A 23,884-nucleotide genomic window follows, 5' to 3' on the forward strand; every position below is an offset into this window, starting at 1 on the left:
GGATAAAATCGCAGCGTGAGTGAAATTAATCTTGGAATCCCCCCGGTAAAGCGGATTCTTGCTCCTCGCAGTAAAACCCGCAAAATCATGGTGGGTAGCGTACCGGTGGGTGGGGATGCCCCAGTGTCGGTGCAATCCATGACCACGACATTGACTTCTGACGTGGGGGCGACCTTGCAACAAATAGCGGAACTAACCGCTGCCGGCTGCGATATTATCCGCGTGGCCTGTCCCTCTGAAGATGACGCCGAAGCTTTGCCGGAAATCTGTAAGCACTCCAGCATCCCGGTGGTGGCCGACATTCACTTCCAATCTCGTTACGTGTTTCAAGCCATCGAAGCTGGCTGTGGGGCGGTGCGCGTAAACCCGGGTAATATCCGGGCTTTCGACGACCAAGTCAAGGAAATCGCCAAAGCTGCTAGTGACCACGGCACGGCTTTGCGCATTGGGGTGAACGCCGGATCTTTGGACAAGCGCCTGTACGAAAAATATGGCGGTGCCACCCCGGAAGCACTGGTGGAATCAGCTGTGTGGGAGGCATCCCTGTTCGAAGACGTAGGCTTCCACGACTTCGCGATTTCCGTGAAACATCACGATCCCTTGACTATGATTCAGGCCTATCGTCTGCTGTCTCAAGCTGGGGAATGGCCGTTGCATCTAGGAGTTACCGAAGCCGGCCCCCAGTTCCAAGGCACGATTAAATCCGCTACGGCTTTCGGAATCTTACTCTCCGAGGGAATCGGCGACACGATTAGGGTTTCGCTCAGCGCCCCGCCGGTGGAAGAAGTCAAGGTGGGCTTGGAGATTCTGCGTTGCCTGGGTTTGCGTAAACGTAACTTCGAGATTGTCTCTTGTCCCTCTTGCGGGCGTTCGCAGGTGGACGTGTGTGCCCTGGCTAACGAGGTTAACGAGGGCTTGAAAGATATTACTTACCCGTTGCGGGTCGCGGTTATGGGGTGTATTGTCAACGGTCCGGGCGAGGCGCGCGAAGCCGATTTGGGCGTGGCTTCGGGTAATGGCAAGGGCAAGATTTTCATTAAAGGTAAGGTCATTAAGACCGTGCCGGAAAGCGAGATTGTGACCACCTTGATAGCCGAGGCAAATCGCCTGGGTCAAGAGCTGGGCTTAGATTCCGGGTCGCCCACGGTCGAGACTTTTGAGAGCGTCGGGGCGGGAAACTGTCCCTAGGTATCGGAAGCAGTACCCAGGGGCGGATTTTCGCTGCCCGTAGCCACGGCCTGGCGAATCGCGCGCAACATAGCGCGCTGGGCGGCCTCTAACTCGAAAGCCAGCGTGTGCACATAACGCAGATTATCCGCCACTGCCGGGTCAGTCAGCATCTTGGACGGATTCGAAGTAAGTGCCTCTAAAAAGGTCAGTTGGGCAGCCCATTCGCGGCGTTTTTCGCGCCACTGTTCGAGGGGCTGCGCCAAGGAGGGGTCTTTGAGCATATAGCGGGTGGCCTCGCGAACCTGCTGGTCACGGACAATCGCCCGGTCGGCTGCGGACAGGGTTTCCTCGTAAACCAGGTGGATTTCTTGCAAATGCGTCGAGGGAACCTCAACTTTGCGACGACGTGGCATAAGCCGGGAAGCCAGCCAGATAACGCCCACAGTTAGGGCGATAGTTGCCAAGATTACCAGGGCATACAGCAGGTTTTGAGTCACAGACCACTTGTTTGGTGGTGTCACCGGAATCGCGGTAGCGGCAAGGAAAAGAAAGGTCTGCACGGTGAAAGACTACCAAAACCTACTCTGATTTTGGGGCTACTGGCACGGCGGGGGCGGATTAAACGACGGCGATAGTGTTTGTTGGTTACCGTCGGGTTACTGGCATGGCAGGGACAGTTTAAACACCTTGGCGGGGGTTTGGTAACCTAGAAGCGTCGCGACTGGCGAGGCTTCTAGGGCAGGCGTTTCGGCACCGCCCCGAGAAAGCGGGAGGAAACACCCTCCGGGGAGCGCATTTACACAATCGGACGCCTGGGTTGTGCCAAGACAAGAATCGAGAAATATCCAGAATAAACGGGTGATGAACCCTTACCGATAGGAGGAACCATGACCGATGTTTTGAACCAGCCTTTATCTGAGGTAGATCCCGAAATCCAGGCCGTGCTGGATGGGGAACTGACTCGACAGCGTAACACCCTGGAGATGATTGCTTCCGAGAACTTCGTGCCCCGCGCGGTCTTGCAGTGTCAAGGCAGTGTGCTGACCAATAAATACGCCGAAGGCTACCCGGGTAATCGCTATTACGGTGGTTGCGAAAACGTGGATGTGGCCGAAAACCTGGCAATTGAGCGCGCGAAGTCACTGTTTGGAGCCGAATACGCCAATGTGCAGCCACATTCCGGGGCGCAGGCGAACGCGGCTGTGCTGACGGCGCTGGCGAAGCCGGGTGAAAAAATCATGGGCTTGAAACTGGCTCATGGCGGGCATTTGACCCACGGGATGAAGATTAACTTTTCCGGGCGGCTCTATCAGGTGGCCGCCTACGGGGTGCGTGAAGACACCAAACTGATTGATATGGATCAGGTGCGCGAATTGGCTTTGAACGAGCGCCCTCAGGTGATTATCGCCGGCTGGTCGGCCTATCCGCGCCACGTTGATTTCGCGGCTTTCCGCTCGATTGCCGACGAGGTCGGGGCGTATCTGTGGACCGATATGGCGCACTTTGCGGGGCTGGTGGCGGCTGGTTTGCACCCCTCCCCGGTGCCGTACTCCGATGTGGTGTCCACTACGATTCACAAGACTTTGGGCGGTCCGCGTTCCGGGATGATTTTGTCGCGTGACGCCGAGGCCTTCGGCAAGAAGATTAACTCGGCGGTGTTCCCCGGCCAGCAGGGCGGCCCTTTGATGCACGTGGTAGCAGCGAAGGCGGTAGCGCTGAAACTGGCAGCGGGCGAAGAATTCCGCGAAAGAATGTCGCGCGTCTTGGCCGGGGCGCGGATTTTGGCCGAGCGCCTCATGGAAGACGATTGCAAGGCGGCGGGCATTGATTTGTTGACTGGAGGTACGGATGTGCACTTGGTGCTGGTTGACCTGGTGAAATCCGCACTGGACGGACAGCAAGCCGAGGACCTGTTGCATGCGGCGGGTATTACCGTCAACCGCAACGCGGTGCCTTTCGACCCGCGTCCCCCGAAAGTCACTTCCGGGCTGCGCATCGGTACCCCGGCACTGGCGACTCGTGGTTTCGGGGATGCCGAATTCCGCGAGGTGGCCGACATTATCGCGAGTGTCTTGGTGGACGGTGCCACTGGTGGGGCGCACTCGGTTGACGTGGCCAAGTACCAGGCGCGCGTGCGGGCTTTGACCGAGGCTTTCCCGCTCTACGCAGGCTTGCAGCAATGAGAGCCCCCTGGGAAGGCGCCGCGCAGGTCTTGGATGGCAAAGCCACGGCGGCCACTATCAAGGCCGAACTGCGCGAGCGGGTAGCGACTTTACGTGCCCACGGGATAGTGCCCGGGTTGGGAACTATCCTAGTGGGCGACGATCCGGGGTCTCAAACCTATGTGGCCGGTAAACACCGGGATTGCGCCGAGATTGGCATCGAGTCGATACGCGTGGATTTACCGGGAGATGTGTCGGAGGTCGAGGTTCTGGCTGCTGTGGAGCGTTTGAACCAAGACCCGGCTTGTACTGGGTATATTGTGCAGTTGCCGCTGCCTGCCGACATGGATACAAATCGGGTGCTGGAAGCCATTAATCCCGAAAAGGACGCGGACGGTTTGCATCCCACGAACCTGGGGAGGCTGGTCTTGCGGGTAAGCGAGCCGATTACCTCGCCCCTGCCGTGCACTCCCCGGGCGGTGATAGAACTCGGGCGGCGTTTCGGGGTGGATTTTGCCGGTAAGGACGTGTGCGTGGTGGGGCGCGGTACCACCGTGGGACGTTCGATAGGCCTGTTGCTGGGGCGAAAAGATGTCAATGCGACTGTCACCTCATGCCATACAGGGACGCGCAACCTGGCCGAAAAGTGCCGCACGGCGGATGTTATCGTCGCGGCTAGCGGCGTGGCGGGGCTGATTACCCCCGACATGGTGCGCCCGGGTGCGGTGGTGTTCGACGTGGGGGTTTCACGAGTCGTTTGCCCGGATACGGGCAAGTCGCGTTTGGCGGGCGACGTGGCCGCTGGGGTAGACCAGGTGGCCGGGTGGCTCTCGCCTAATCCCGGCGGGGTGGGACCCATGACCCGGGCCTTGCTGTTGGTGAACGTGGTAGAGGCCGCCGAGCGGCAACTTCTTGATTCGTGAACAATTTCAGGTATACCCGAAATATTCCTTAAAACCCGAGATTTTTTGGGTATACCTGGATTATTCCCGGAGTCGACGTGTGCCACCGGTCGGAAGTCGGGAAGCGCCTCATGAACCCGAAAAATCGCGGCGAGGTGGGGAACGCGGCAAGACCCCGGGTTGACGAACGTCGAATAGGGTAATACGATTGTATTACTTAAGAAGTGGAGGTGGGGATGCCTACGATTAGCCTGAGGGTTCCGGAAAAAGAACTAGATATCTTTAAGTCCTATGCCGAGCATAATAATGCTACCTTGTCTGAAATTATCAGGACTACTATGCTGGAGCGCATTGAGGATGAATATGACCTTAAGGTATTTGCAGAATACGAAGCGGAAAAACAAGCGGGAACATTAAAAACCCGCCCTGTCAATGAGCTGTTCGAAGAGCTAGGGTTATGACCTATCAGCTTATCGCTACCGACAAATTCGATAAGTCCTTCAAGAAACTGGACAGGCAAACGCAAAGGATAATTAAATCCTGGATTGAAAAAAATCTTATGAATTGTGAAAATCCGCGTTTATTCGGTAAAGTGCTAAGAGCCAATAGAAGCGGGCAATGGAGATACCGGGTTGGCGACTATCGAATTCTAGCTGAAATATGCGACCAAGAGATTGTGTTGATTCTTGTTGATGTGGGACACCGGAGCCGAATTTACTAACTTTGGATTAAGCTTCCCTTTTTCTGTCAAGTTGGTTCTGTGAGATGTTTCTGGGTAGTTACCGTTTTCATGAGGCGCCACTCACAGAAGCGCCTCATGAACGCAGGGTGAGCTGGTCTGACCAAGGAACGGCTAGGCAACGATGCGGCGATAGATAAATTCGCGGTCGCGACTTTCGCCCACCTGGAACTGGTATTCATCGGCGTAGTCGAAACCGTAGCGTTGATAGAGCTTTTGAGCATCGAAGTTTTCAGACCACACGCCCAACCACAACACCGGATGATTGGTGTCAATCAGCCAGTTCAAAGCGGTTTCAAACAGCTTTGTGCCCCAGCCGCGGCGTTGATATTTTTGCAACAAATAGAGTCTTTTGATTTCGCCGTCCTCTGGCTGAACCAACTTGCTAGGCAGTTTGCAGCGCCCGGCAGTTACGTATCCACACAGGTCGTCGCCATCTGCCAACACCCACACGCCGGATGACGGGTCATTGATTTGCTGGGAATAATCCGCCACGGTGTAAGCCGTCTCGAGGAAGGCTGCCAAATCTTGTGGCGGGTAGCCAGCCCCGAAAGTTTCCGTAAATGTTTCGCGACTCAAGACCACTAGTGCGGGGGCGTCTGTGAGTTGTGCCGGTCGGATTTCCATTGGTGATTCTCCTTGCTGTGTCATGAGGCGCCTTGCTGTGTCATGAGATGCCTGGTGGTGCATGGTTGCGCCGGAAATGCTGAAAACACCCTAGCCAATCCTAGACCTGCGTGGCAAAATTTGACTGGTATCCCCGATTCCACACGTGCCCAGCGTCGTCGTTTTGCACGCGATAATGAGAACGGCTATCGTTAGAGGGTGGGTCGGTTCAAGAATGCAGGTCTGGCGATGCTGGCGCTAGCCGCCAGTTGCGCCCTGGCGGTGCCTGGATTAATGAATTTCGCTGCGCCAGATTCCAAGGCTGTACCCAATGCTGCGATGGCACCTCATGCAACCGGAACCACAACCGCCAACGACCCCCCAAGGGGAGACAGGCGAAAACTGCATCTAGTAACCACCACCGCCTTGCTGGCCGATTTGGTGAAACAAATAGCGGGGGAGCGCGGCGAAGTGACCTCGCTGGTGCCCAAAGATGCCGACCCGCATTCCTATGAACCCACCTTGCGTGACGTGCGCAATATTGTCTATGCCGATGCGGCCTTTGCGAACTATTTGATGTTAGAGGAACACTCCCTGATTCGCGCGATAGACGCGAACCTCTCGCCCCGTGCTGTCAACGTCAACCTGGCCGAAGAATCCGCCGCCAACGGGGTGAAACTGATTCCCCTGGTCGAAGACGTAACGCTGAACACCGTGTGGCTGGGGTTGCGGGTACGCAGCGGCGAGATTGACGATGCCCGGCAAGGTGAATTGCTGGACGGGGCGCGCGAACGCAAGGAAACCGTTGCCGTCAAGGCCACCTGCGTGGAATACCAGACTCTAGAGGCGGCCACGGGCGGGGCAGCGGGCAAGGTACCCCCGGAAGTCTCGGTACACGCGTATCTGACCGGGACTTTCGGTAACCCCACCCGGTATTGGGACTTGACCGTCAAGCCGGGTGCGACGCGGGTTCATGAGGCGCCAGAGCAATCCCGGCGAGATGCAAAAAATAGTTCTGGCGCGAAAACTGGGTCTGTCGTGACAATCCGGCGAGACGCAAAAACCGAGCCTAGTGCGAAAGCCTTGCAAACGGATACGGCAGTTCCTTCATGTCACGCTGGGGCGCCATCCAAGGCTGTGGCCTTGCCGGTTGGGGCGCATACCCACCTGTCATGGGCGTTTTCACACCCGGGGATTTACCGGCTGCATCTACAAGCCACCAGCAAAAACGTGGCAAAAAGCCCCGAGTCGGTGCTGACTTTCCTAGTGGGATCCTCTCCGGAACAAATTCCGCAGTTCGCGGGGAAAACCGCCGTGAATCGCGGACACGTGGACTTGAGCGCACGCCGGGAACAAAACCGGCTGACCCTTGAGCTTTACGGGGATGAACAAGAATCCACTCCGGAATCCCCCGAATCCTTGACAAACGGAAGCCACGACGCAGACTCCGGGGCAGCGGGAGGCACGCGAAACCACGGAGGAACAAACTCGAAGATTGATGCTGCCACCACCGTTAGCCCTGCTATCACTGGGCTGGCACCTCGTGAAACCGAAACGAAGCACGAACCCGAACCGGATTGCGACCATGGACACGGTAACGAAGGCAGCCAAGGCTACAAAGCACAACGGGCATACGGCCTGGCGGATTCCGTGGTGGTGGTGCCGAACCAGGCGCTGACCCAGATACCCGCCAGCCCTGAATTTCGCTTTCTGGGACGCCCCGGCACCGAGATCTACCAACTGGCGCAAGCCGTGCTGGGTAAACACATTCACGGCACGCTCGACCCCCACACCTGGCATGACGTGAAAAACGCTATCGCCTACCTGCGAACCATCACTGACACCCTCACCCAGCTTGACCCTGCGAATGCGCGATATTATCAAGAAAATCGCGACCGAGCGGTGGAGCGTCTGGAACGCCTGGATGCCTGGATGCGCGAGGTTATCGGCTCGATTCCCGCCTCTAAACGGTACTTGGTGACCACGCATGACGCTTACGGGTATTTGGGGGCGGCTTACGGGGTGAATATCGCGGGTTTTGTTTCGCCCAACCCCGGCGTGCAGCCCAGCACAAAAGACCTGGTGGCGCTGAACCGCACCCTGGATGCGTTGCAGGTCAAAGCCGTGTTCCTGGAACCAAACCTGGCCGCCTATGCGGCGACCCTCCGAGAGCTGGCGGGACAGCGCGGGATCGCGGTGTGCCGGATTTACGGCGACGCCTTCGACCCCACAGTACAGAGCTATATCGACATGATGCAGGCCAACGCCCTGGCTCTAAAAGAATGTTTGGATCGCGGTGCGCCGCTTCCGGCGGTACCGTTTCCCCCGCAGAAAGGAAAGTGAATGCGCAGGTTGTTTTTGTTGATGCCGGTGTTAGCGGCGGTTTCACTGGTGGTGGCGAGTTCATTAGGTGTCATTCCGGGTATGGCCGCCCCATTGGGTTCAAACCGAATTTATTCTGGGGTGGTGTCCCAGCGGGTTACGGCCACGCATCGCGATCATGGTCATGACCATCACGACCATCATGACCATCAGGTCAGCGCCACCGAGGAAACCCGGCTGGGCGAGGATGCTCCGCAAGTCACCATTACCGAAGGGCATATTGACCTCGGTCCGCGCTTGGTCGATGGCCAGTGGGTGTTGGCTGCGCGCGACGACACCGCGAAAACCCCGGTGTGGCGCCGCCCCACAGACATGGCTTTCGTGCTGGGGGAAAACGCGGTCTTGCGGGTGCCAGACAACACGGACTATAAATTCCTGGGGGTTGCACCGGGCACGCCGGTGTATGTGATTGGCCAAAACCAAGTCTCTGGGGTGCCGTGGCTGGGGTGGAACACCCAGGCCCCCGAACTGTCGCAGACTGGGGTGACCGGGGTCAAGTTACAACTGGTGGGCCATGAGGGGCCAGGCGAGGTTCAGGTTTTCCTGCAATCCGGGAATTTCGGAACCCCGCAAGTGGTTTGGTCCACTGCCCAACACCAGGTCAGTGAAATCTATATTGACGCGAATACTCACACCCACGCCAACTGGGTATTTACCCAGCCTGGAGTACACCTGCTGCAATTCAAGGTCTTGGGCGCGGACGGTTCCGGGAACCAGATTTCCGCGACGGCGCTGTTGCGCTTCGCCGTGGGCAAGGACACAACCCCGGCTCAGGCACTGGCCGCGACCTGGAAAGAAAGCGGCAGTTTCGAGATGGCACCTCGTGCAGACGCGAAATCCGACAGTGACGCGGCGGCCAAAGCGTCGGCCAAAGCGGGGGACAAAGCAGCGAGCGCGGCCACGAACGGCGCGGCGGGAAATCCCGCGGAAGAAACGAAGCCCCAAGGCGGCCTGACGACACCGGGATGGTGGCTGCCGCTGGTGGGTGGCATGTTGGTGGTGCTGCTGCCGGCCGGGGTGATTATTCTGGTGCGGCGGCGAATCCAGGAGCGGGAGGCCGTGGCTAAACGCTACGCGGAAGGAAAGCATGACTGAAGTACTAACCACCTCTAATTCCTTGGAAACAGGAGAGAAAACCGGCAAACGCCAAGGATTCATGCGGGCGCCTCGTGAAACCACGGGGCAACCGGCCACGGCATTGCGCGAGAACGACTTGGCCACCCCCGCCCCCCAGCCTTTGTTGCGAGTGCAGGACTTAGAGGTCGCTTACGGGAGTAACACGGTGTTGCACGATGTGAATCTGGAGATTCAACCGGGGCAGTTCGTGGGTTTGCTGGGCGGTAACGGCGCGGGGAAAACCACGCTGATTCGTACCATTCTGGGGCTGATTCGTCCGCGAACAGGTGTTATCGAAGTCGACGGGGCTCGGAGTGCGGCCGCCCGGCAGGCCAAAATCGGCTATGTGCCCCAACGCCATGCCTATGCCTGGGATTACCCGATTGACGTGGCTGGAACGGTTTTGACCGGCAAGGTGCGGCAACTGGGTTGGGGCAGACGCGCGAAAACCGCCGACTGGGAGGATGTGTACGCCGCCTTGGATTTGGTGGGGATGACCGCGCTGGCTCGGCGGCCTTTGGAGCAGCTTTCCGGAGGGCAACGTCAGCGGGTGCTGGTGGCGCGCGCCTTGGTGAACCACCCGCAACTGTTGATTTTGGACGAGCCTTTCACCGGTTTGGACCAGCCGGCCGTAGAGAGCCTAAACGTGCTGTTTAGCGAACTGACGGGCGGGGGACAGACTTTGCTGATGTCCACACATGACCTTATGGGTGCCCTGGAAGTCTGTGGGCGGCTGGTGCTGTTGCGTGGCACCGTGCAGGCCACGGGCGCGCCGGGGGAGCTTTTGACCCCGGAGCCTTGGCAGCGCACTTTCGGGGTAGGGGCGGGCTCGCCGCTGGTACGGTTGATTGCGGCTCTTGCAACCACGACCCACTCGGGAGGCGCGCGATGATATCTTTCCTGGATTTCCTGGGCGACCTGGCGAACCCCGCCCTGGCGTTTTTACCGAAAGCCCTGTTCGTGGGCGTGTTCTCGGCCGTGATTTGTGCCCTGGTTGGCACTCACGTGGTGCTGCGCGGCATGGCCTTTATTGGGGATGCGGTATCCCACGCGGTATTCCCCGGCATCGCCGTGGCCTTTGTGCTGCAAGGGTCACTGTTGGCGGGCGGAGCCGTGGCAGGCCTGGTGATAGCAGTGGCTATCGCGCTGTTTTCGCAAAACCGCCACGTAAAAGAAGACAGCATTATCGGAATCTTGTTCGCGGGGTCTTTCGCGCTGGGGCTGATTATTGTGTCGCGGGTGGCGGGCTATTCCGGGTCGCTGCAAAGTTTCCTGTTTGGCTCGATTACGGGGATTCCCAACCGCGACATTGTCTGGGTGGCGATTGTCGGGGTGGCGATTATGGGTGTGCTGTGGTTTTTTCACAAGGAACTGGTGGCGGTCAGTCTTGACCGGGAGAGCGCGGCGGCCGTGGGCTTACCTCTGGTGGCGCTCGACGTGGTGTTGTACCTGACCGTGGCCGGTGCGGTGGTGGTTTCCGTCCAAATTATTGGCAATGTTTTGGTCTTGGCACTGTTGGTGGGGCCGGCAGCCACGGCCAGGCTGTTGACCAACAAACTGCCGGTGATGATGTTCTTGGCGACGTTGATTGGGGCGAATGCGGCGTTTTGGGGGCTGTATCTGGCCTGGGCGTTGGACTTGCCGGTCGGTGCGACAATCGTGCTGGTCTGTACGGTTTTGTTTGTGGGGGCATGGTTATTTTCCTGGCGCGGGCGCCTGCCCTCCCGGCGGGTCTCGAGAAGCCAGTTGCAAGACTGAAAACACGCGGTGGAGTGAATACACCGTCCTCGATTAGCTCCAGTGGCGGTATGATTGTGGCGGTAAAAGTAGCACCGGAAAGGCCAAAGATATCGTACGAACCACCGTTTCGGCACACAGAGGTACTCTGTATGGAGATGGCAATCGTCACGACTCTCCGTTTTCATGAGGCTACCGCAGCCTCCTGCGATGCTGCGAGTTCACCACACGTAGCATCGGTTTAGTTGCGGCGGGAGTAAAGCTGGCTAAAACTATAAATTGACGGCTGGATTTACAACAAACTGACTACTGGGAATTAATAAATAGACGACTCCAGCTACGCTAAATTGGCGACTGGCACCTCGTGAACAGGGAAAACATGACCGAAACACCCGCTGTACCACCCGCGACACCATATCACCCACGTTTGGCCGATTAGGACTTGAAAGCCGCCTTACAACGAGCGGGCGGAGTGTTGATTACCGAATCGAAAGTCTGAGGAAAAACCGAAACCGCACGGCAAATCGCGCAAAACATCCTGCAAGCGGATACCGACCCCGGGCTGGCCAAGCAGCTCGAAACCCTACCTGACCAGGAACTTCATGGCGCTACTCCCCGGTTGATAGACGAGTGACAGGTGTACCCGATTCTGTGGGATTTAGCCCGGCACCAGATTGACCAGCGTCGCGAGCCTGGCCAGTTTATTCTTACGGGTTCAACCGCGCCCGCAGCGGGTGAAACGATTGTCGGCCTCGCTGGCGCGCGGGGTGGGAACCGAGATAACCACCAGCGTTCTGTCGCGTGACATTGAACTGTCACGCGACACGATACGGGAATACCTTGATTCCCTGGAGCGTATCTTTGTGATGCAAAACCAGGCGGCGTGGCGACCGCACCTGCGCTCGCGTGTGCCTTTGCGGGAAATCCCGAAACGACACCTGGCTGACCCGTCGCTGACGCTGGCGGCGCTGCACACGGATGCGGATGGGCTGTTGGGGGATTTAGAGTTCTTCGGCCAGGTATTCGAGTCCCAGGTAGTGCATGATTTGCGGTTCATGAGTCGCCAAGAGGCTTATCACGGGCGTGGCGCGGACGGCCTAGAAGTCGACACAGTGCTGGAGATAGCGGGTCGCGTGGTTTTGGCCGAGGTGAAACTTGGTTCCAGCGAAGCCACCATCGAGACCGCCGTCACCCACTTGAAAACCTTTGCGAAACGATACGTTGACGGCTCGCATGTCGCGCCGGTTTTGTTGGTCGTCACCGAGGGTTCGCTTAGCTACACCCGCGACGACGGGGTTCACGTCGTGAGTTGTGGAAATCTCGGGGCATAGGCTGGATTTGGTGAATATATCGCGGGTGGCGGGCTCTGTTCCTCTGTTCCGGGGAAACGCGGCTGGCCACGCTTTTCCGGAGTAGGCCTTCTGGTCAGTGGTGTCAGTCAATCCGTGAGCCTGACAGAAATGAGTGAAAATATCTTTTTTGCGGTTAAAAAACCCGGTTTTGGGGAGGATTCTCACTGATTTCTGCCAGGTTCATGAGGTTCCAGTTACCTTGTGTGCTCCACTTTGGACAGCTGATAAGGGGATTCTAAAAAGTGACTAGTTGTTGGTATCTCTAGGTGGTTGGTAGGTGTAATCAGAGATTGTTGCGTCAAGTGCTAGTAGGCCTCTACCTGGGATTATGGTCTTACTTTCGTAGAATTTCCTGAACTTCTTGACATCTAAATTACTTTCTGTAATACTTAATTTATGGCTAAACAAACTCAGTCCTTTGCAGCTCGCTCTTTTTTGGGTGCGGACTGTAGACGTGCTGCCGTGATAGCGTCTCTTGGTCTACACGGCAGTCAGTCACGTGCCGATTTAGCGCGACGGCTTGAAGTATCTCCAGCACTTATTACGCAGGTGGTTAAGAAGCTGCTTGACGAGGGGCTGATTCAGGAGCTCAACTCGGCTGAAACCACACAGATGGGAAGACCATCGGTGCAACTGGGGTTGAAATCGGTTGATTATACCGCTGTGGGTTTGAAGGTAGCATCAGATCATATTTCTTGCGTGGAAAGTACCCTTTCAGGCGAGGTGTGCAAAAGTACGGAGATTCCACTTAATGCCTCATCTTTGGAGGTAGCGGAAATAATAGCGCGAGAACTGAAAAAATTTATGGGGTCTGGGTATGAGAATCGGGTGCTTGGCGTTGGTGTGGGAGTTCCTGGAACTGTGGATGCTCTTGAAATAGGAGAGGTCAACTCTACGTTGTTGGGGTGGGACACAATGCCACTGGGGAAACTGCTTAGAAACGAATTACGGTTGCCGGTGATAGTTGAAAATAACGTAAATGCTTTAGCAGTAGCCGAGTATTTATTTGGTGTTGGTGACGTATATGACAGTTTACTTGTGGTGACTCTGGGGACAGGCGTGGGATCTGGGTATTGTAATGAAGGAACCGTGCTACACGGAATGCGTGGAGCAGCTGGAAATCTGGGTCACGTGATTGTGAAACCAGGCGGCGAGAAATGTCATTGTGGTAATAGTGGGTGTTTAGAAACTCTGATCGGAGAAAGTGCATTGATTACTGCTGCTCGAAGTCGAGGTTTAATTAGAGAGGATCAAAAAATAGAAGCTCTGATAGATTTAGCAAATAGTGGTAATGAAGACGCTGCAAAGATATTTTCTCGTGGCGCTGAGCATCTTGGCAGGAGCATTGCGGCTGTGGTGAATGTGTTAGCTCCAGAAGTAATTGTCATTCAAGGTGAAGGTACGCAGGCGTGGAAATATTGGGATTCTGTGTTTAAGCACACGCTGAGGAGTAGCGTAATAAAAGAATTAAGAGATATTGATGTGGTAATAAGACAATGGCGTGATGATAAATGGGCTTTGGGTGCGGCGTCTTTAGTATTGATGACTCCATTTGAAGTGGATGGAAGTATGGGGGAGCAAGGTGAATTAATACGTCAGCGAATTCTTTCCTCTAAGAATGAGTAAACGAAGAGGTGAATTTAAATGCATAAACTTGATATGCCTATTATAGCTGAGATGAAAAACAATCCGGAGAATGATGAGAAACGAAAAAAATGTAAGAAACCGATTACTTATTATGTAGTTATTGCATGCTTTTTACTGCCATCGCTCATTCCACTATTGCTATTTGTGATAATACCGATGCTTGGAGCTGTGTGGATAAGCTTTCATAGCTGGAATTTAATAGCACCAATGCGGTGGGTTGGATTAGAGAATTATCAAAATGCTTTAATGGATCCTAGTGTCAGGAAAGCATTTATTAACACGTTACTCTATTTAATATTGTACTTCCCGCTTGTGTATGTTGGTGGCTTGGGTCTAGCTATACTGTTGAATAGTAGATTACGTGGACGTTCTTTTTTTCGCAGTCTTTACTTCTTACCCGTTGTGACTAGCTGGGTGGTTGTGGCATTGGTATGGCAGTGGATTTTAAATCCAAGAGCAGGACTGGTAAATAATATGCTTGCTATCTTTGGCATAACAGGTCCTGGCTGGTGGGCTGATCCGTACTGGGCGCTTCCATCTGTGGTATTGGCATCAGTATGGAAAGACTTAGGATTTGTAATGATTATACTATTAGCAGGATTACAGTCCATTAATCCAGACTTATACAGTGCGGCATCGCTTGACGGCGCAGGCTGGTGGCGAAAACTATTTTCAATAACAATACCCATGCTTTCTCCATCATCTTTTTTTGTTATGATGCTATCTTTTATCAATGGGTTTCAAGTATTTGACCAAGTATATGTTATGACGAAAGGTGGTCCTAACAGAGCTAGCGAAGTAGTTGTGTTAAAAATATATGATATGACATTTCGATATGGTGAAGCGGGTATGGCTTCTGCTTTGTCAATGATTCTATTCGTTGTAATTATGATAATAACAATTATCCAACTTTGGGGACAAAAGAAATGGGTTAATTATGATCTTTAGGAATAAAATAATTACAATAATAAAATATTTTATCGTATGTGTGGGTGTGGTAATAATGATTTGCCCATTCTGCTGGATGGTGATTACTTCATTAACACCCAATGCAAGCTTATCGTTTCAATCCGAAATGAATCTTAGTAATCTTTCCCTAGAACCGTACCGAAAGCTGTTCATCACGGTTCCCTTTGGGAGAGCAATAGTCAATAGCATTGTTATTGCTGTAATTGGAACGGTGTTACAGGTCGTAACCAGTTCTATGGCGGCATACGTCTTTGCCAGAATGCCATTTAGGGGACGCAGTGTCTTATTTATACTGTATTTGACTACAATGATGATTCCGTTCCAGGTATTGTTAGTACCTTTGTTTGTCGAGATGAAGATACTAGGATTTGTAAATAGCTATTTCGGTGTGATATTGCCCTCGGCTGCATCTGCGTTTGGAGTTTTTCTGCTTAGACAGGCAATGATAACGTTACCACACCAGCTTGATGAGGCTGCAACCTTGGATGGTGCAGGGCACGTAAGGATATTCTTTAAAATTATTCTTCCACTTGTAAGGCCTGCATTAGTCACAGAGACTGTATTCGCATTTCTGGGTATATGGAATTCTTTCTTATGGCCACTGATAATCTTAAGGGACAAAGAATCGCAAACCTTGCCTGTTGCACTTACAGCCCTACAAGGGCAGTATACCACGCAATGGGATATTCTAATGGCTGGTTCAGTAATCTCGATAATACCAATGTTTTTGGTATATCTTTTTGCGCAGAAATATGTTGTTCAAGGTGTTGCGGGGGTGGGAATCAAATAAATAGTCAGACAGTATTCTTAATATTCGTTATAAGTACAATCAGCATAAGCAAAGCGAAAGGAACGCAAAATGAATACGAGCATGAAAATTGGAGCTATCTGTGTGGCATCTGTAATGTTTTTGACGGGATGCTCTTCAGGGAGCGCGAATGAAAAAGCCGGGATTGGCAAAGAGACAATTGTTTACCAAAATTTTATTTCTAATGGTGGAAATGAAGACAATTTGAAGAAAATTGTTGACTCCTTTGAAAAAGAGAATCCGGATATTGAAGTTAGTGTAAAGACTACTGATTATGCTAACTATTTTACCCAGTTGCAAACCGATTTATCAGCAGGCACAGCTGCAGATGTTTTCGACGTTGATATGGGAATGTTCCAGAAATTAGAAAAGAATGACGTATTTGCTGATTTGAAAATAAATAATCTTTCCAAATATAGGCAATCTATACTAAATTCGTATTCTGCAGATGGAAAGCAATTAGCAGTACCTACTTCGTTTTCGACCGTGGTTCTTTTCTACAACAAGAGTTTATTTGATAAAGCTGGTATTGAATACCCTACGGATAATTGGAAATGGGACCAGGAATTAGATGCAGCATCAAAAATTACTAATAAAGATGAAGGTGTTTGGGGAGATATGCAGCCTTGCACTTATAACGAATTCTATAAGGTGATTGAGCAAGCTGGAGGATCATTCTTAGATGAAGCTGGTAAGCCTGCGTTTAATTCCGATGCTGGTGTTAATGCTGTGAAGTATCTGACAGATAAGCCGGGCAAGGTGATGCCACCTGTGGAAGAAAGTAACAAGCCAGATTTCGATACTAATTTGTTTAAATCTGGAAAGCTTGGCATGTGGCATACTGGAATATGGATGTTTTCCGCACTAAAAGACGTTGACTTTGATTGGGATGTGGTGGTTGAACCAGGCTCTAAAGAACAAAAATCGGCAGCATTCTCCAATGCAATCGCAGTTTCGAAGTCATCAAAGCATATTAAGGCGGCAACTAAATTTGCTGAATACCTATCCTCAGCAAAAGTTATGGTGGATACTCGTCTGAATTCAGGCTGGGAGCTTCCTGCTCTTAGTAATGCAGATATGTATAAACCTTATCTCGAACAAGATCATCCTGCAAACAGGGAGGCTGTACTTAAATCAATCGATAATTCCACTCCTGCTCCTAACTTAGGAGAAAAAGGAGAAGAAATTAATGACGAGTTCAAGAATTATCTTGAAGAAGTTGCTTCTGGAAGAAAGACGGTTGATGATCTTGGAGAATTAGAGAAAATCGTTGGAGATTTGCTTAAGTGATAGCTAATTTGGGACGAGTAGTTAACCATTGATTTTAGTTGCTCGTCCCGAGCTATATTTCAGATGCTGTTTAAATTTATTTTCTCTAACATCCGTAATTCGTTTATATTGTAAAGTTTAAGGAATGAACCATGCTAAAACACCAGCCTAGTGGATCGGGCAATCCATATTCTTGTGAGCCTTTTCAGAGAATGCCGGTATCGCCAAAAACTGATTCTTTTGCGTTCTTGGGAGTAGTTAGTAGTAAAGATATTATTCATGTTGAATGTGAATTTATCGATAAAGTAAATGAAACAGATATACAACAATCATTTCTTACCATGTCTCATTATCAGGAAAAACAAACCTTATCTACTGGTGAAGGTCACCTAGAACTTGCTCAGCTAAGGAATAGAAGCGAAGGCAAGCGCTGGCGCGTAAATACGCCCCTACTAGAATCCGGACACGTATATTCATATAGATTTGTAGGTAAATCAGACAAAGGGTGTATTGAACATACAAGATGGTTTTCAATTTACCCCGCTATTTGGGAAGCTGCTGACGATACCCTTATTAAAGTTCATGGAAACTCTCACATACGTCCACATTCAGTTAAACGTTTTCACGATGGAAAACGTACCTTACGTGTATCATTTGAATTGGATATTGCGGCTTATGAGCACTTGACGGGTTTTGGTGAAAGATATGACAAAATTGATCAACTCGGAAATTCGTTTGAATCCGTAGTTTTTGAGCAATATAAGAGCCAGGGGTTGTATGGTCGTACATATATGCCTATGCCATTTGGCCATGTTGTTGGCGGGGAAGGTTGGGGTTTCTATATTAAGACAAATTGTTCGGTTTATTTTGATTTTACTAATCGCGAGTCTTCCTCCACTTGTATTGTTGATATGTTTATTGATGGCAATACAAGCGATATTCCTGAAATCTTTTTTTATGATGGTAGCCCGACCCAGGTTTTGAGTAATTTTTTGCATTATGTAGGTAAACCTCATGCGCTACCGGACTGGGTCTTTAAGCTTTGGGCATCCGGCAATGAGTGGAATTCTCAAAAGGAAGTTATGCGGCAAGTGCAGTTACACCAGAAGTATGACATTCCTTTCGGTGTTCTTGTTCTTGAGGCCTGGAGTGATGAACAAACATTTTATATTTTTCGTGATGCGCAATACCAAATTCGCAAAGATTCATCCCCTTTTGTGCTATCTGATTTTAAATTTCCCAAAGATGGTGCTTGGCCAAACCCTAAACAAATGACTGATGACCTTCATGCTCATAACATTAAGCTGGTTCTTTGGCAGATTCCATTAATAAAGATGCGTCCACACCCTCAGAACCAAGCAAAAATCGACGCTGAGACTGCGAAAAAATTCGGTTATGTTGTTCAAGAGCGCACATTTGATGGAAAATTACGTCCCTACAGGAATCGCGGCTGGTGGTTTCCGCTAGCATTAATGCCAGACTTGGGGAATGATAGAGCTGCCAAGTGGTGGCTAGATAAGCGTCGGTATCTGGTTGAAGAATTGGGGATTGACGGTTTTAAAACCGATGGTGGCGAGCATGCCTGGGGAACAGACTTATTCTCTAGTGATACCACCACTCCTGTGTATACCAATACGTTCCCCGTCGATTATGTTACAGCTTATGACAATCTCCTAACAGAATGTGGTAAATCTCCGGTTACATTTTCTCGAGCAGGGTACGTTGGATCACAATCTAGAGGTGCTTATTGGGCAGGAGATGAAAATTCCACTTGGGAGGCATTTCGTTGGTCGATTAATGCTGGATTGAATGCCGCAGCGTCTGGCATTTTGTATTGGGGATGGGATATGGCTGGATTTTCCGGTGAAGTACCCTCTGCTGAGTTGTATCTACGCGCAGCAGCAGCCTCACTTTTTCTCCCTATTATGCAGTACCACTCGGAATACAACTGTCACCGAAAGCCTTGTCGAGATAGAACACCGTGGAATATTGCAGAGCGCTGTAAGGATGACACTGTTATACCAATATTCCGCAAATTTGCCCATATGAGAGAAGCGCTCATTCCCTATCTGATTGAGCAGACAAATACGAGTATAGAAACTGGTAGACCTTTGATGTGCCCCTTGTACTTTGATTACCCACACGATGAGAGAATCTGGGGCGAACATCAAGAGTGGATGTTGGGAAAAGATTTGTTGATTTGCCCAGTGACGGAACCTGATGCGAAATTATGGAAGGTATATCTACCGGAGGGAGAATGGACAAGTCTGTGGGATGGCATATCCTATGTAGGTAACCAAACCGTCACAGTTTCAACACCCATAGATATAATTCCAGCCTTCGTAAAAAGTGGTTATGTGTCTAAAACTTTGCAGAAATTCATTTTGAAAGTACGTTCCTAGTGTTCTATTTAAATAATCTAATTTTGTATCGCCGAGTATTAATTGAATGAACTTTAACGTATACGATATTTGTTTTATGAAAGGTTTTACTATGACAGATTCGCATCGCAATTATCTAGCTAATGGGCTTCAGGCGAATGGAATTTCTGATAACCCCTGGTGGATAAATGCTGTAGTGTATCAAATATACCCTCGAAGTTTTCAAGATTCAAATGGAGATGGTGTTGGGGACATAAAGGGAATAATTTCAAAGCTGGATTATATTGCAAATCTTGGCGCTGACGTAATATGGTTAAATCCAGTTTATAAATCACCCCAAGATGATAATGGATACGATATTTCTGACTATCAAGACATTGATCCCTTGTTTGGTACTTTAGATGATTTAGATGAGCTTATATATCAGTCGCATCGTCGTGGAATAAGAATAATCATGGATTTGGTTGTTAATCATACTTCTGACGAACACTCCTGGTTTCAGGCCTCGCGCAACCCGCAGGATCCGAGAGCGGACTGGTATTGGTGGAGACCTGCACGTTCAGGATATGTACCAGGAGAGCCTGGGGCTGAACCTAATAAATGGGGCTCGTATTTTGGAGGATCGGCCTGGACTTACGATACTCTGCGTAAAGAGTATTTCTTACATCAATATTCTGCGAAACAGCCTGACCTTAATTGGAATAATCCAGAAGTACGGCGTGCAATTTATAGCATGATGAATTGGTGGATGGATCGTGGAATTAATGGATTTCGTATGGATGTGATAACGCAAATTTCAAAAATTACAGATGAATCCGGGCATCTTCCTGGAGAAGAAGGCAGTGCTATTCCAGATTTGCCAGCTGGCGATGATGGGTATTCCTCGCCGTTCCCGTTCTGTTCCGATGGCCCCCGTCTCGACGAATTCTTACATGAGATGCGTTGTGAAGTATTTGCAAATCGAGATGGCTATCTTGTAGTGGGCGAGGCTCCCGGAATATCTGCTAGCCGGAATCAATTTATTACAGATCCAAAGCATAATGAGTTAGATATGCTGTTTTTATTTGATCATGTCGAAGTTGATTGTAGCAATGGAACTAAATGGAATCCTAAACCTTTATATCTACCTGACTTGAAAAAGTGTATGACAAAGCAGCAGGAAGCAGTATCTTGTAGAGGATGGACAAGCTTATATTTTAACAATCACGATCAACCGAGAATAGTGTCTCGTTGGGGTGATGATAAATCAGTAGATTCCGTGGCAAAGAGTGCAAAAGCGTTGGCTCTGTTGCTACACATGCACCGTGGGACACCATACATATTTCAGGGAGAGGAGCTTGGTATGACCAATGCTCATTTTAATTCGCTTTCTCAGTATCGTGATTTGGAAGCATTAAATATGTACCATCAGCGTGTTGAACAGGCTGGTATTCAGTCTCCGCAATCAATGCTTGAAGCCCTTGGCCGAAGAGCGCGCGACAACTCTCGGACCCCTATGCAGTGGGACGCTTCTCCATATGCAGGATTCACATGGCGGGGTGCAACCGAACCGTGGATTTCTGTTAATTCTAACTATTTAGAAATTAATGCTAGTAGCCAGATTAATGATGACGATTCTGTTTATAACTTCTACAGGCGTCTTATTCATTTGCGGCATGCGCAACCTATTGTTGCGACAGGTGACTGGAATCTTCTTGATGCTAGTGATTTGAATGTATATTCATTTACCCGTTCTTTGAATAATGAAAAACTATTAGTAATAGTAAACTTGTCCAAAGAAACTTCATTGGTTCCTAAAGAAACCATAACGTTACTGCGAAACGCATGGCTTTCTAAAAAATCTACCTGCTCCAATCTTGATTGTTTAGATATGGCTAATTCTATGCCGTTGCTTTCAAGTAAAATATTAATATCTACATATAATAAAAGTCACGCTGTGCATTCCCTTGTTCGGGAATGTCTTTCACCTTGGGAAGGAATAGCGATTATGCTTTAATTTAAATAAATTACGGGGTGTTGTAGGCTGGGGCTATATTTTCGGTTCGTGAGGCACCAGTGGGAACGTGACAAGATTGACCTAGAGTCTGGGAAGATTGCCCGGGAATCCGGCTAGCACCTCATGAACCCGATGAAAACAGAAACGTGCACCCACTGTCACACTGCAAACTTGAATCCGGGAGGCGCAGATTTGCCCGCCGAAACCGGTAAAATGCTATTAAAACGGGAGGTGAAGAAATGGTCAGTAACGAATACGAGGACTATTTCGACACTGTGCTGTATGACGTGTTCTATGAGGCCGGAACGATGCTCGGCGGGTGGCTGGTGGCCGCTAAACGAGAGGCGCTGGCTCGGGGGAACATAGCGGCGGCGGCCGAATATGAGGCCGAGCATATAGCTATGCTTGACGAGCGTGATGATGTCGGTGCTTTCGATAGAGTCGCTCAGATAGCCAAGATTGAACAGTGGCATGTCCGCTGCGCTGAACTCGATGCTCAAAAGGTCTTGGTAGCAAGCTGATGGGTGAACTTCAGGCCATAGAGATTTGGCGGGATGAAATCCGGGACAAAGTTTTCCGTAGGTCTGGGGCGGCAACCCAGCCGGTGACAATTTTCAGGGTGGTCAACCTGGCGCGGGTAAGACACGGGGAAAGAATTTTGCTTTGTCTCAGTACGAAAAGGGCGCTGTAGCAGAGATTATCGGTGACGATTTTCGACACTATCACCCGGAATATAAACGGTTATTGACTACCGACCCGTTGAAAATGCCGGACGCGACCGCGACGCGGTAGAGGTTTTTCGCCGGAATTTCGAGCGGACACTTACCCCGGCTGAGCTCGACACAGTGCGGGAAACACTGGCAATCGCCGAGCCGGGACATCAGCGTTTCACTGCCGAGGTTGGTTCGGCCACAGCGGTGATAGAGCGCCTCCGGAGCTATAGGAACATTGCCATGTAGAGGGGAAGATGGAGGATACCGTCCTTTTCCAGCAGGTCTTTGCCGTAGAGGATGTAGCTTTGCCCGAGGTTTGTGCCGAACTTGGCTCGGAATTTGTCAAGAGAAGCATGGCGTTGATAGCGCCCGGACTTGACCTCAATGGGGCAGATTTGGCGGCCGTGGGGTACTAGGAAGTCAATCTCCATCGTGTTGGCACGGTTTTGGGAATCCGTGCGGGAATAGAAAAACAACTGGTGACCCGCCGCGCGTAGCATTTGCGCCACCACGTTTTCCGCCAGCATTCCTTCGTTTACATTCATCTTGTCCAGCAGTATCGCCTGGTACAAATCATTGTCGCGATAGGACTGATCCCAAAACGCCAGGGTAGTCAACAAACCCGTGTCCCCCAGGTAGCATTTCAGGGTCGAGTGGTCGGCGCTCATAGCCAGCACCCCGATGGGGTCGGTGGCATTGAAACAGGTGCTGACCACCATCGCCTCATCGAGCCACACGAAAGCTTCTTCGTAGGTGCGGAAACGCGCGGATTTTTCGAGGTCAGCCAGCCTGAATTTCTTTTCCCGCTTGGAGAGCTGCGAGGGGATTTGATTAAAAATCGCGTAAACCCGTGCCTCGTGCCCTTTCGCGAACTTAGAGACATCCTCGCGGTATAGGTTGATAATCCGGCGTTTAATCCGGTCGACTTGCTCTAGATTAGCGTTTTCCGTGAACTCGCAAACCGCTTGGGGCATGCCTCCCACCAGCATATAGGCGCGAAAATCATTCATCACCCGTCGGTGTAAAGCCTGCCCCAGTGGCATCCGTCGCTCGAAAAATTCGTGCAGCATCGGAATCGTGTTTTCATCACCCTTAGCCCACAAGTATTCCTCGAAGTCGAGGGGAAACATCTGGAGATGCTCTTCCTCCGAAGGGATGAGGATTTCACCGTCGCCAGCGTGTTTCTTTAAAGTGGTCAGGGAACCGGTCTCGATGTAGTCATACCTGCCGTCTGCCACCAGGTACTTGATGAGTTGACGTGCCGGGGGATAGAGCTGGACTTCGTCGAAAATTATCACGGATTCGCGCCGGTACAAGGTGGTGTGGTAGACAGCTGCGAGTTTCAAAAAGAATACTTCGAGATTGCTCGAATCGTGTTCGAAAATTTCTTGCACTCCGCTGGGCAGGTGCCCGAAGTCTACCAGCAGATACGAGCGGTATTCTCGCTGCGCGAAGTGCTTACAGATGGTGCTTTTCCCAACCCGGCGGGCGCCGTCAATGAACGCTGCGGAGGTGCCCCGGTCGCGCCGCTTCCATTCCAGCAGGTCAGCATAAATTTTTCGCCGTAGTTGCGTCGCCATTTTCTGCGCCTCGTTTCCTGAGATAATCCGGTATGAACACGAAATGACACTTAGATTTAGCTCAAATATACACGAAATGACGGTTAGCTGCGGTGGTAATCTGCACGAAATGACGGTTAACGTCAGCTCAAGTCAAGCGTAGCGGAGCGCTAACAGCAGCGGGTAATGACGATACCGTGTGTGTGATTGGATTTTACGGTGCCCAAAACTGCGAGATTCTACTGGTGCTGGTTGTTGTGGGGCATAAACGCGGGGCGGCACCTAATGAATCCGCAGAAAATCGTAGCGTTGGCGTCAATTCCGGTTGTAGTAATCTATTTCATGTTCCAAAATGAATTGACCGGTGGACTTACCC

The 23,884-nt window shown here is 51.2% G+C and carries 21 protein-coding genes; 18 read left to right on the forward strand and 3 right to left on the reverse strand.

Annotated features, from left to right (window positions below):
- Positions 1-15 precede the first annotated feature (15 nt).
- The gene (gene ispG / locus F4555_RS01970; protein WP_004012884.1) at positions 16-1,188 is read left to right on the forward strand and encodes a flavodoxin-dependent (E)-4-hydroxy-3-methylbut-2-enyl-diphosphate synthase; all 1,173 of its coding nucleotides are present in this window, start codon (positions 16-18) and stop codon (positions 1,186-1,188) included.
- On the opposite strand, the gene F4555_RS01975 is transcribed toward ispG, so the two are convergent.
- Positions 1,185-1,730, reverse strand: coding sequence for a hypothetical protein (locus F4555_RS01975; RefSeq protein ID WP_004012883.1), 546 nt, complete (start codon positions 1,728-1,730; stop codon positions 1,185-1,187). The two genes, ispG and F4555_RS01975, sit on opposite strands and share 4 nt — an antisense overlap.
- 327 nt (positions 1,731-2,057) lie before the next feature.
- On the opposite strand from F4555_RS01975, the gene glyA reads away from it, so the two are divergent.
- From glyA to F4555_RS01995, 4 genes are all read left to right on the forward strand, one after another.
- Complete coding sequence (gene glyA, locus F4555_RS01980; RefSeq protein ID WP_115325510.1) at positions 2,058-3,353, forward strand: serine hydroxymethyltransferase; 1,296 nt, start codon at positions 2,058-2,060, stop codon at positions 3,351-3,353.
- Positions 3,350-4,255 (forward strand): bifunctional methylenetetrahydrofolate dehydrogenase/methenyltetrahydrofolate cyclohydrolase, encoded by a 906-nt coding sequence (locus F4555_RS01985; RefSeq protein WP_115325509.1) that lies wholly within the window; start codon positions 3,350-3,352, stop codon positions 4,253-4,255. The genes glyA and F4555_RS01985 overlap by 4 nt, the downstream gene beginning before the upstream one ends.
- Positions 4,256-4,470: 215 nt before the next feature.
- Entirely contained in the window at positions 4,471-4,695 is a 225-nt protein-coding gene (gene relB, locus F4555_RS01990) for a type II toxin-antitoxin system RelB family antitoxin (RefSeq protein ID WP_004012879.1), read from the forward strand.
- Positions 4,692-4,955, forward strand: coding sequence for a type II toxin-antitoxin system RelE family toxin (locus tag F4555_RS01995; RefSeq protein ID WP_115325508.1), 264 nt, complete (start codon positions 4,692-4,694; stop codon positions 4,953-4,955). The genes relB and F4555_RS01995 overlap by 4 nt, the downstream gene beginning before the upstream one ends.
- Positions 4,956-5,087: 132 nt before the next feature.
- Here the strand turns inward: F4555_RS01995 and F4555_RS02000 are convergent, their stop codons facing one another.
- On the reverse strand, positions 5,088-5,600 hold the full coding sequence (locus F4555_RS02000) for a GNAT family N-acetyltransferase (RefSeq protein WP_004012877.1): 513 nt from the start codon (positions 5,598-5,600) through the stop codon (positions 5,088-5,090).
- A gap of 228 nt (positions 5,601-5,828) precedes the next feature.
- On the opposite strand from F4555_RS02000, the gene F4555_RS02005 reads away from it, so the two are divergent.
- The 13 genes from F4555_RS02005 to F4555_RS02065 all read left to right on the forward strand — a co-directional run bounded on the left by F4555_RS02005 (position 5,829) and on the right by F4555_RS02065 (position 22,028).
- Positions 5,829-7,922, forward strand: coding sequence for a metal ABC transporter solute-binding protein, Zn/Mn family (locus tag F4555_RS02005; protein ID WP_115325507.1), 2,094 nt, complete (start codon positions 5,829-5,831; stop codon positions 7,920-7,922).
- The gene (locus tag F4555_RS02010; RefSeq protein ID WP_115325506.1) at positions 7,923-9,056 is read left to right on the forward strand and encodes a choice-of-anchor M domain-containing protein; all 1,134 of its coding nucleotides are present in this window, start codon (positions 7,923-7,925) and stop codon (positions 9,054-9,056) included.
- Positions 9,049-9,969 (forward strand): anchored repeat-type ABC transporter ATP-binding subunit, encoded by a 921-nt coding sequence (locus F4555_RS02015; RefSeq protein ID WP_115325505.1) that lies wholly within the window; start codon positions 9,049-9,051, stop codon positions 9,967-9,969. Before F4555_RS02010 ends, F4555_RS02015 begins: the two co-directional genes overlap by 8 nt.
- A complete protein-coding gene (locus F4555_RS02020; protein ID WP_004012872.1) occupies positions 9,966-10,835 on the forward strand; it encodes an anchored repeat-type ABC transporter permease subunit in 870 nt (289 codons plus the stop codon). The genes F4555_RS02015 and F4555_RS02020 overlap by 4 nt, the downstream gene beginning before the upstream one ends.
- A gap of 653 nt (positions 10,836-11,488) precedes the next feature.
- The gene (locus tag F4555_RS02025; protein ID WP_252865103.1) at positions 11,489-12,145 is read left to right on the forward strand and encodes a DUF8612 domain-containing protein; all 657 of its coding nucleotides are present in this window, start codon (positions 11,489-11,491) and stop codon (positions 12,143-12,145) included.
- Positions 12,146-12,562: 417 nt separating this feature from the next.
- Entirely contained in the window at positions 12,563-13,792 is a 1,230-nt protein-coding gene (locus tag F4555_RS02030; protein WP_103758907.1) for an ROK family transcriptional regulator, read from the forward strand.
- 18 nt (positions 13,793-13,810) lie between these two features.
- Positions 13,811-14,761 (forward strand): carbohydrate ABC transporter permease, encoded by a 951-nt coding sequence (locus F4555_RS02035; RefSeq protein WP_004012865.1) that lies wholly within the window; start codon positions 13,811-13,813, stop codon positions 14,759-14,761.
- 127 nt (positions 14,762-14,888) lie between these two features.
- The gene (locus F4555_RS02040; RefSeq protein WP_244854402.1) at positions 14,889-15,572 is read left to right on the forward strand and encodes a carbohydrate ABC transporter permease; all 684 of its coding nucleotides are present in this window, start codon (positions 14,889-14,891) and stop codon (positions 15,570-15,572) included.
- Between the two features lie 69 nt (positions 15,573-15,641).
- Positions 15,642-16,880: an ABC transporter substrate-binding protein gene (locus F4555_RS02045; protein ID WP_103758909.1), complete on the forward strand. Its 1,239-nt coding sequence runs from the start codon at positions 15,642-15,644 to the stop codon at positions 16,878-16,880.
- Positions 16,881-17,011: 131 nt separating this feature from the next.
- Positions 17,012-19,261 carry a glycoside hydrolase family 31 protein gene (locus F4555_RS02050; RefSeq protein WP_103758910.1) on the forward strand — a complete coding sequence of 750 codons (2,250 nt, stop codon included), beginning with the start codon at positions 17,012-17,014 and terminating at the stop codon, positions 19,259-19,261.
- 76 nt (positions 19,262-19,337) lie between these two features.
- Positions 19,338-21,236 (forward strand): glycoside hydrolase family 13 protein, encoded by a 1,899-nt coding sequence (locus F4555_RS02055; RefSeq protein WP_260399981.1) that lies wholly within the window; start codon positions 19,338-19,340, stop codon positions 21,234-21,236.
- 239 nt (positions 21,237-21,475) lie between these two features.
- On the forward strand, positions 21,476-21,757 hold the full coding sequence (locus F4555_RS02060; RefSeq protein WP_004012860.1) for a hypothetical protein: 282 nt from the start codon (positions 21,476-21,478) through the stop codon (positions 21,755-21,757).
- Positions 21,758-21,899: 142 nt separating this feature from the next.
- The gene (locus tag F4555_RS02065; protein WP_004017544.1) at positions 21,900-22,028 is read left to right on the forward strand and encodes a zeta toxin family protein; all 129 of its coding nucleotides are present in this window, start codon (positions 21,900-21,902) and stop codon (positions 22,026-22,028) included.
- 145 nt (positions 22,029-22,173) lie between these two features.
- Here F4555_RS02065 and F4555_RS02070 read toward each other — a convergent pair whose 3' ends face one another.
- Entirely contained in the window at positions 22,174-23,529 is a 1,356-nt protein-coding gene (locus F4555_RS02070) for an ATP-binding protein (RefSeq protein ID WP_004017568.1), read from the reverse strand.
- Positions 23,530-23,884 lie beyond the last annotated feature (355 nt).

Origin of the sequence: Mobiluncus mulieris (genome assembly GCF_014204735.1) — a bacterium.
Taxonomy (GTDB): Bacteria; Actinomycetota; Actinomycetes; order Actinomycetales; family Actinomycetaceae; genus Mobiluncus; species Mobiluncus mulieris.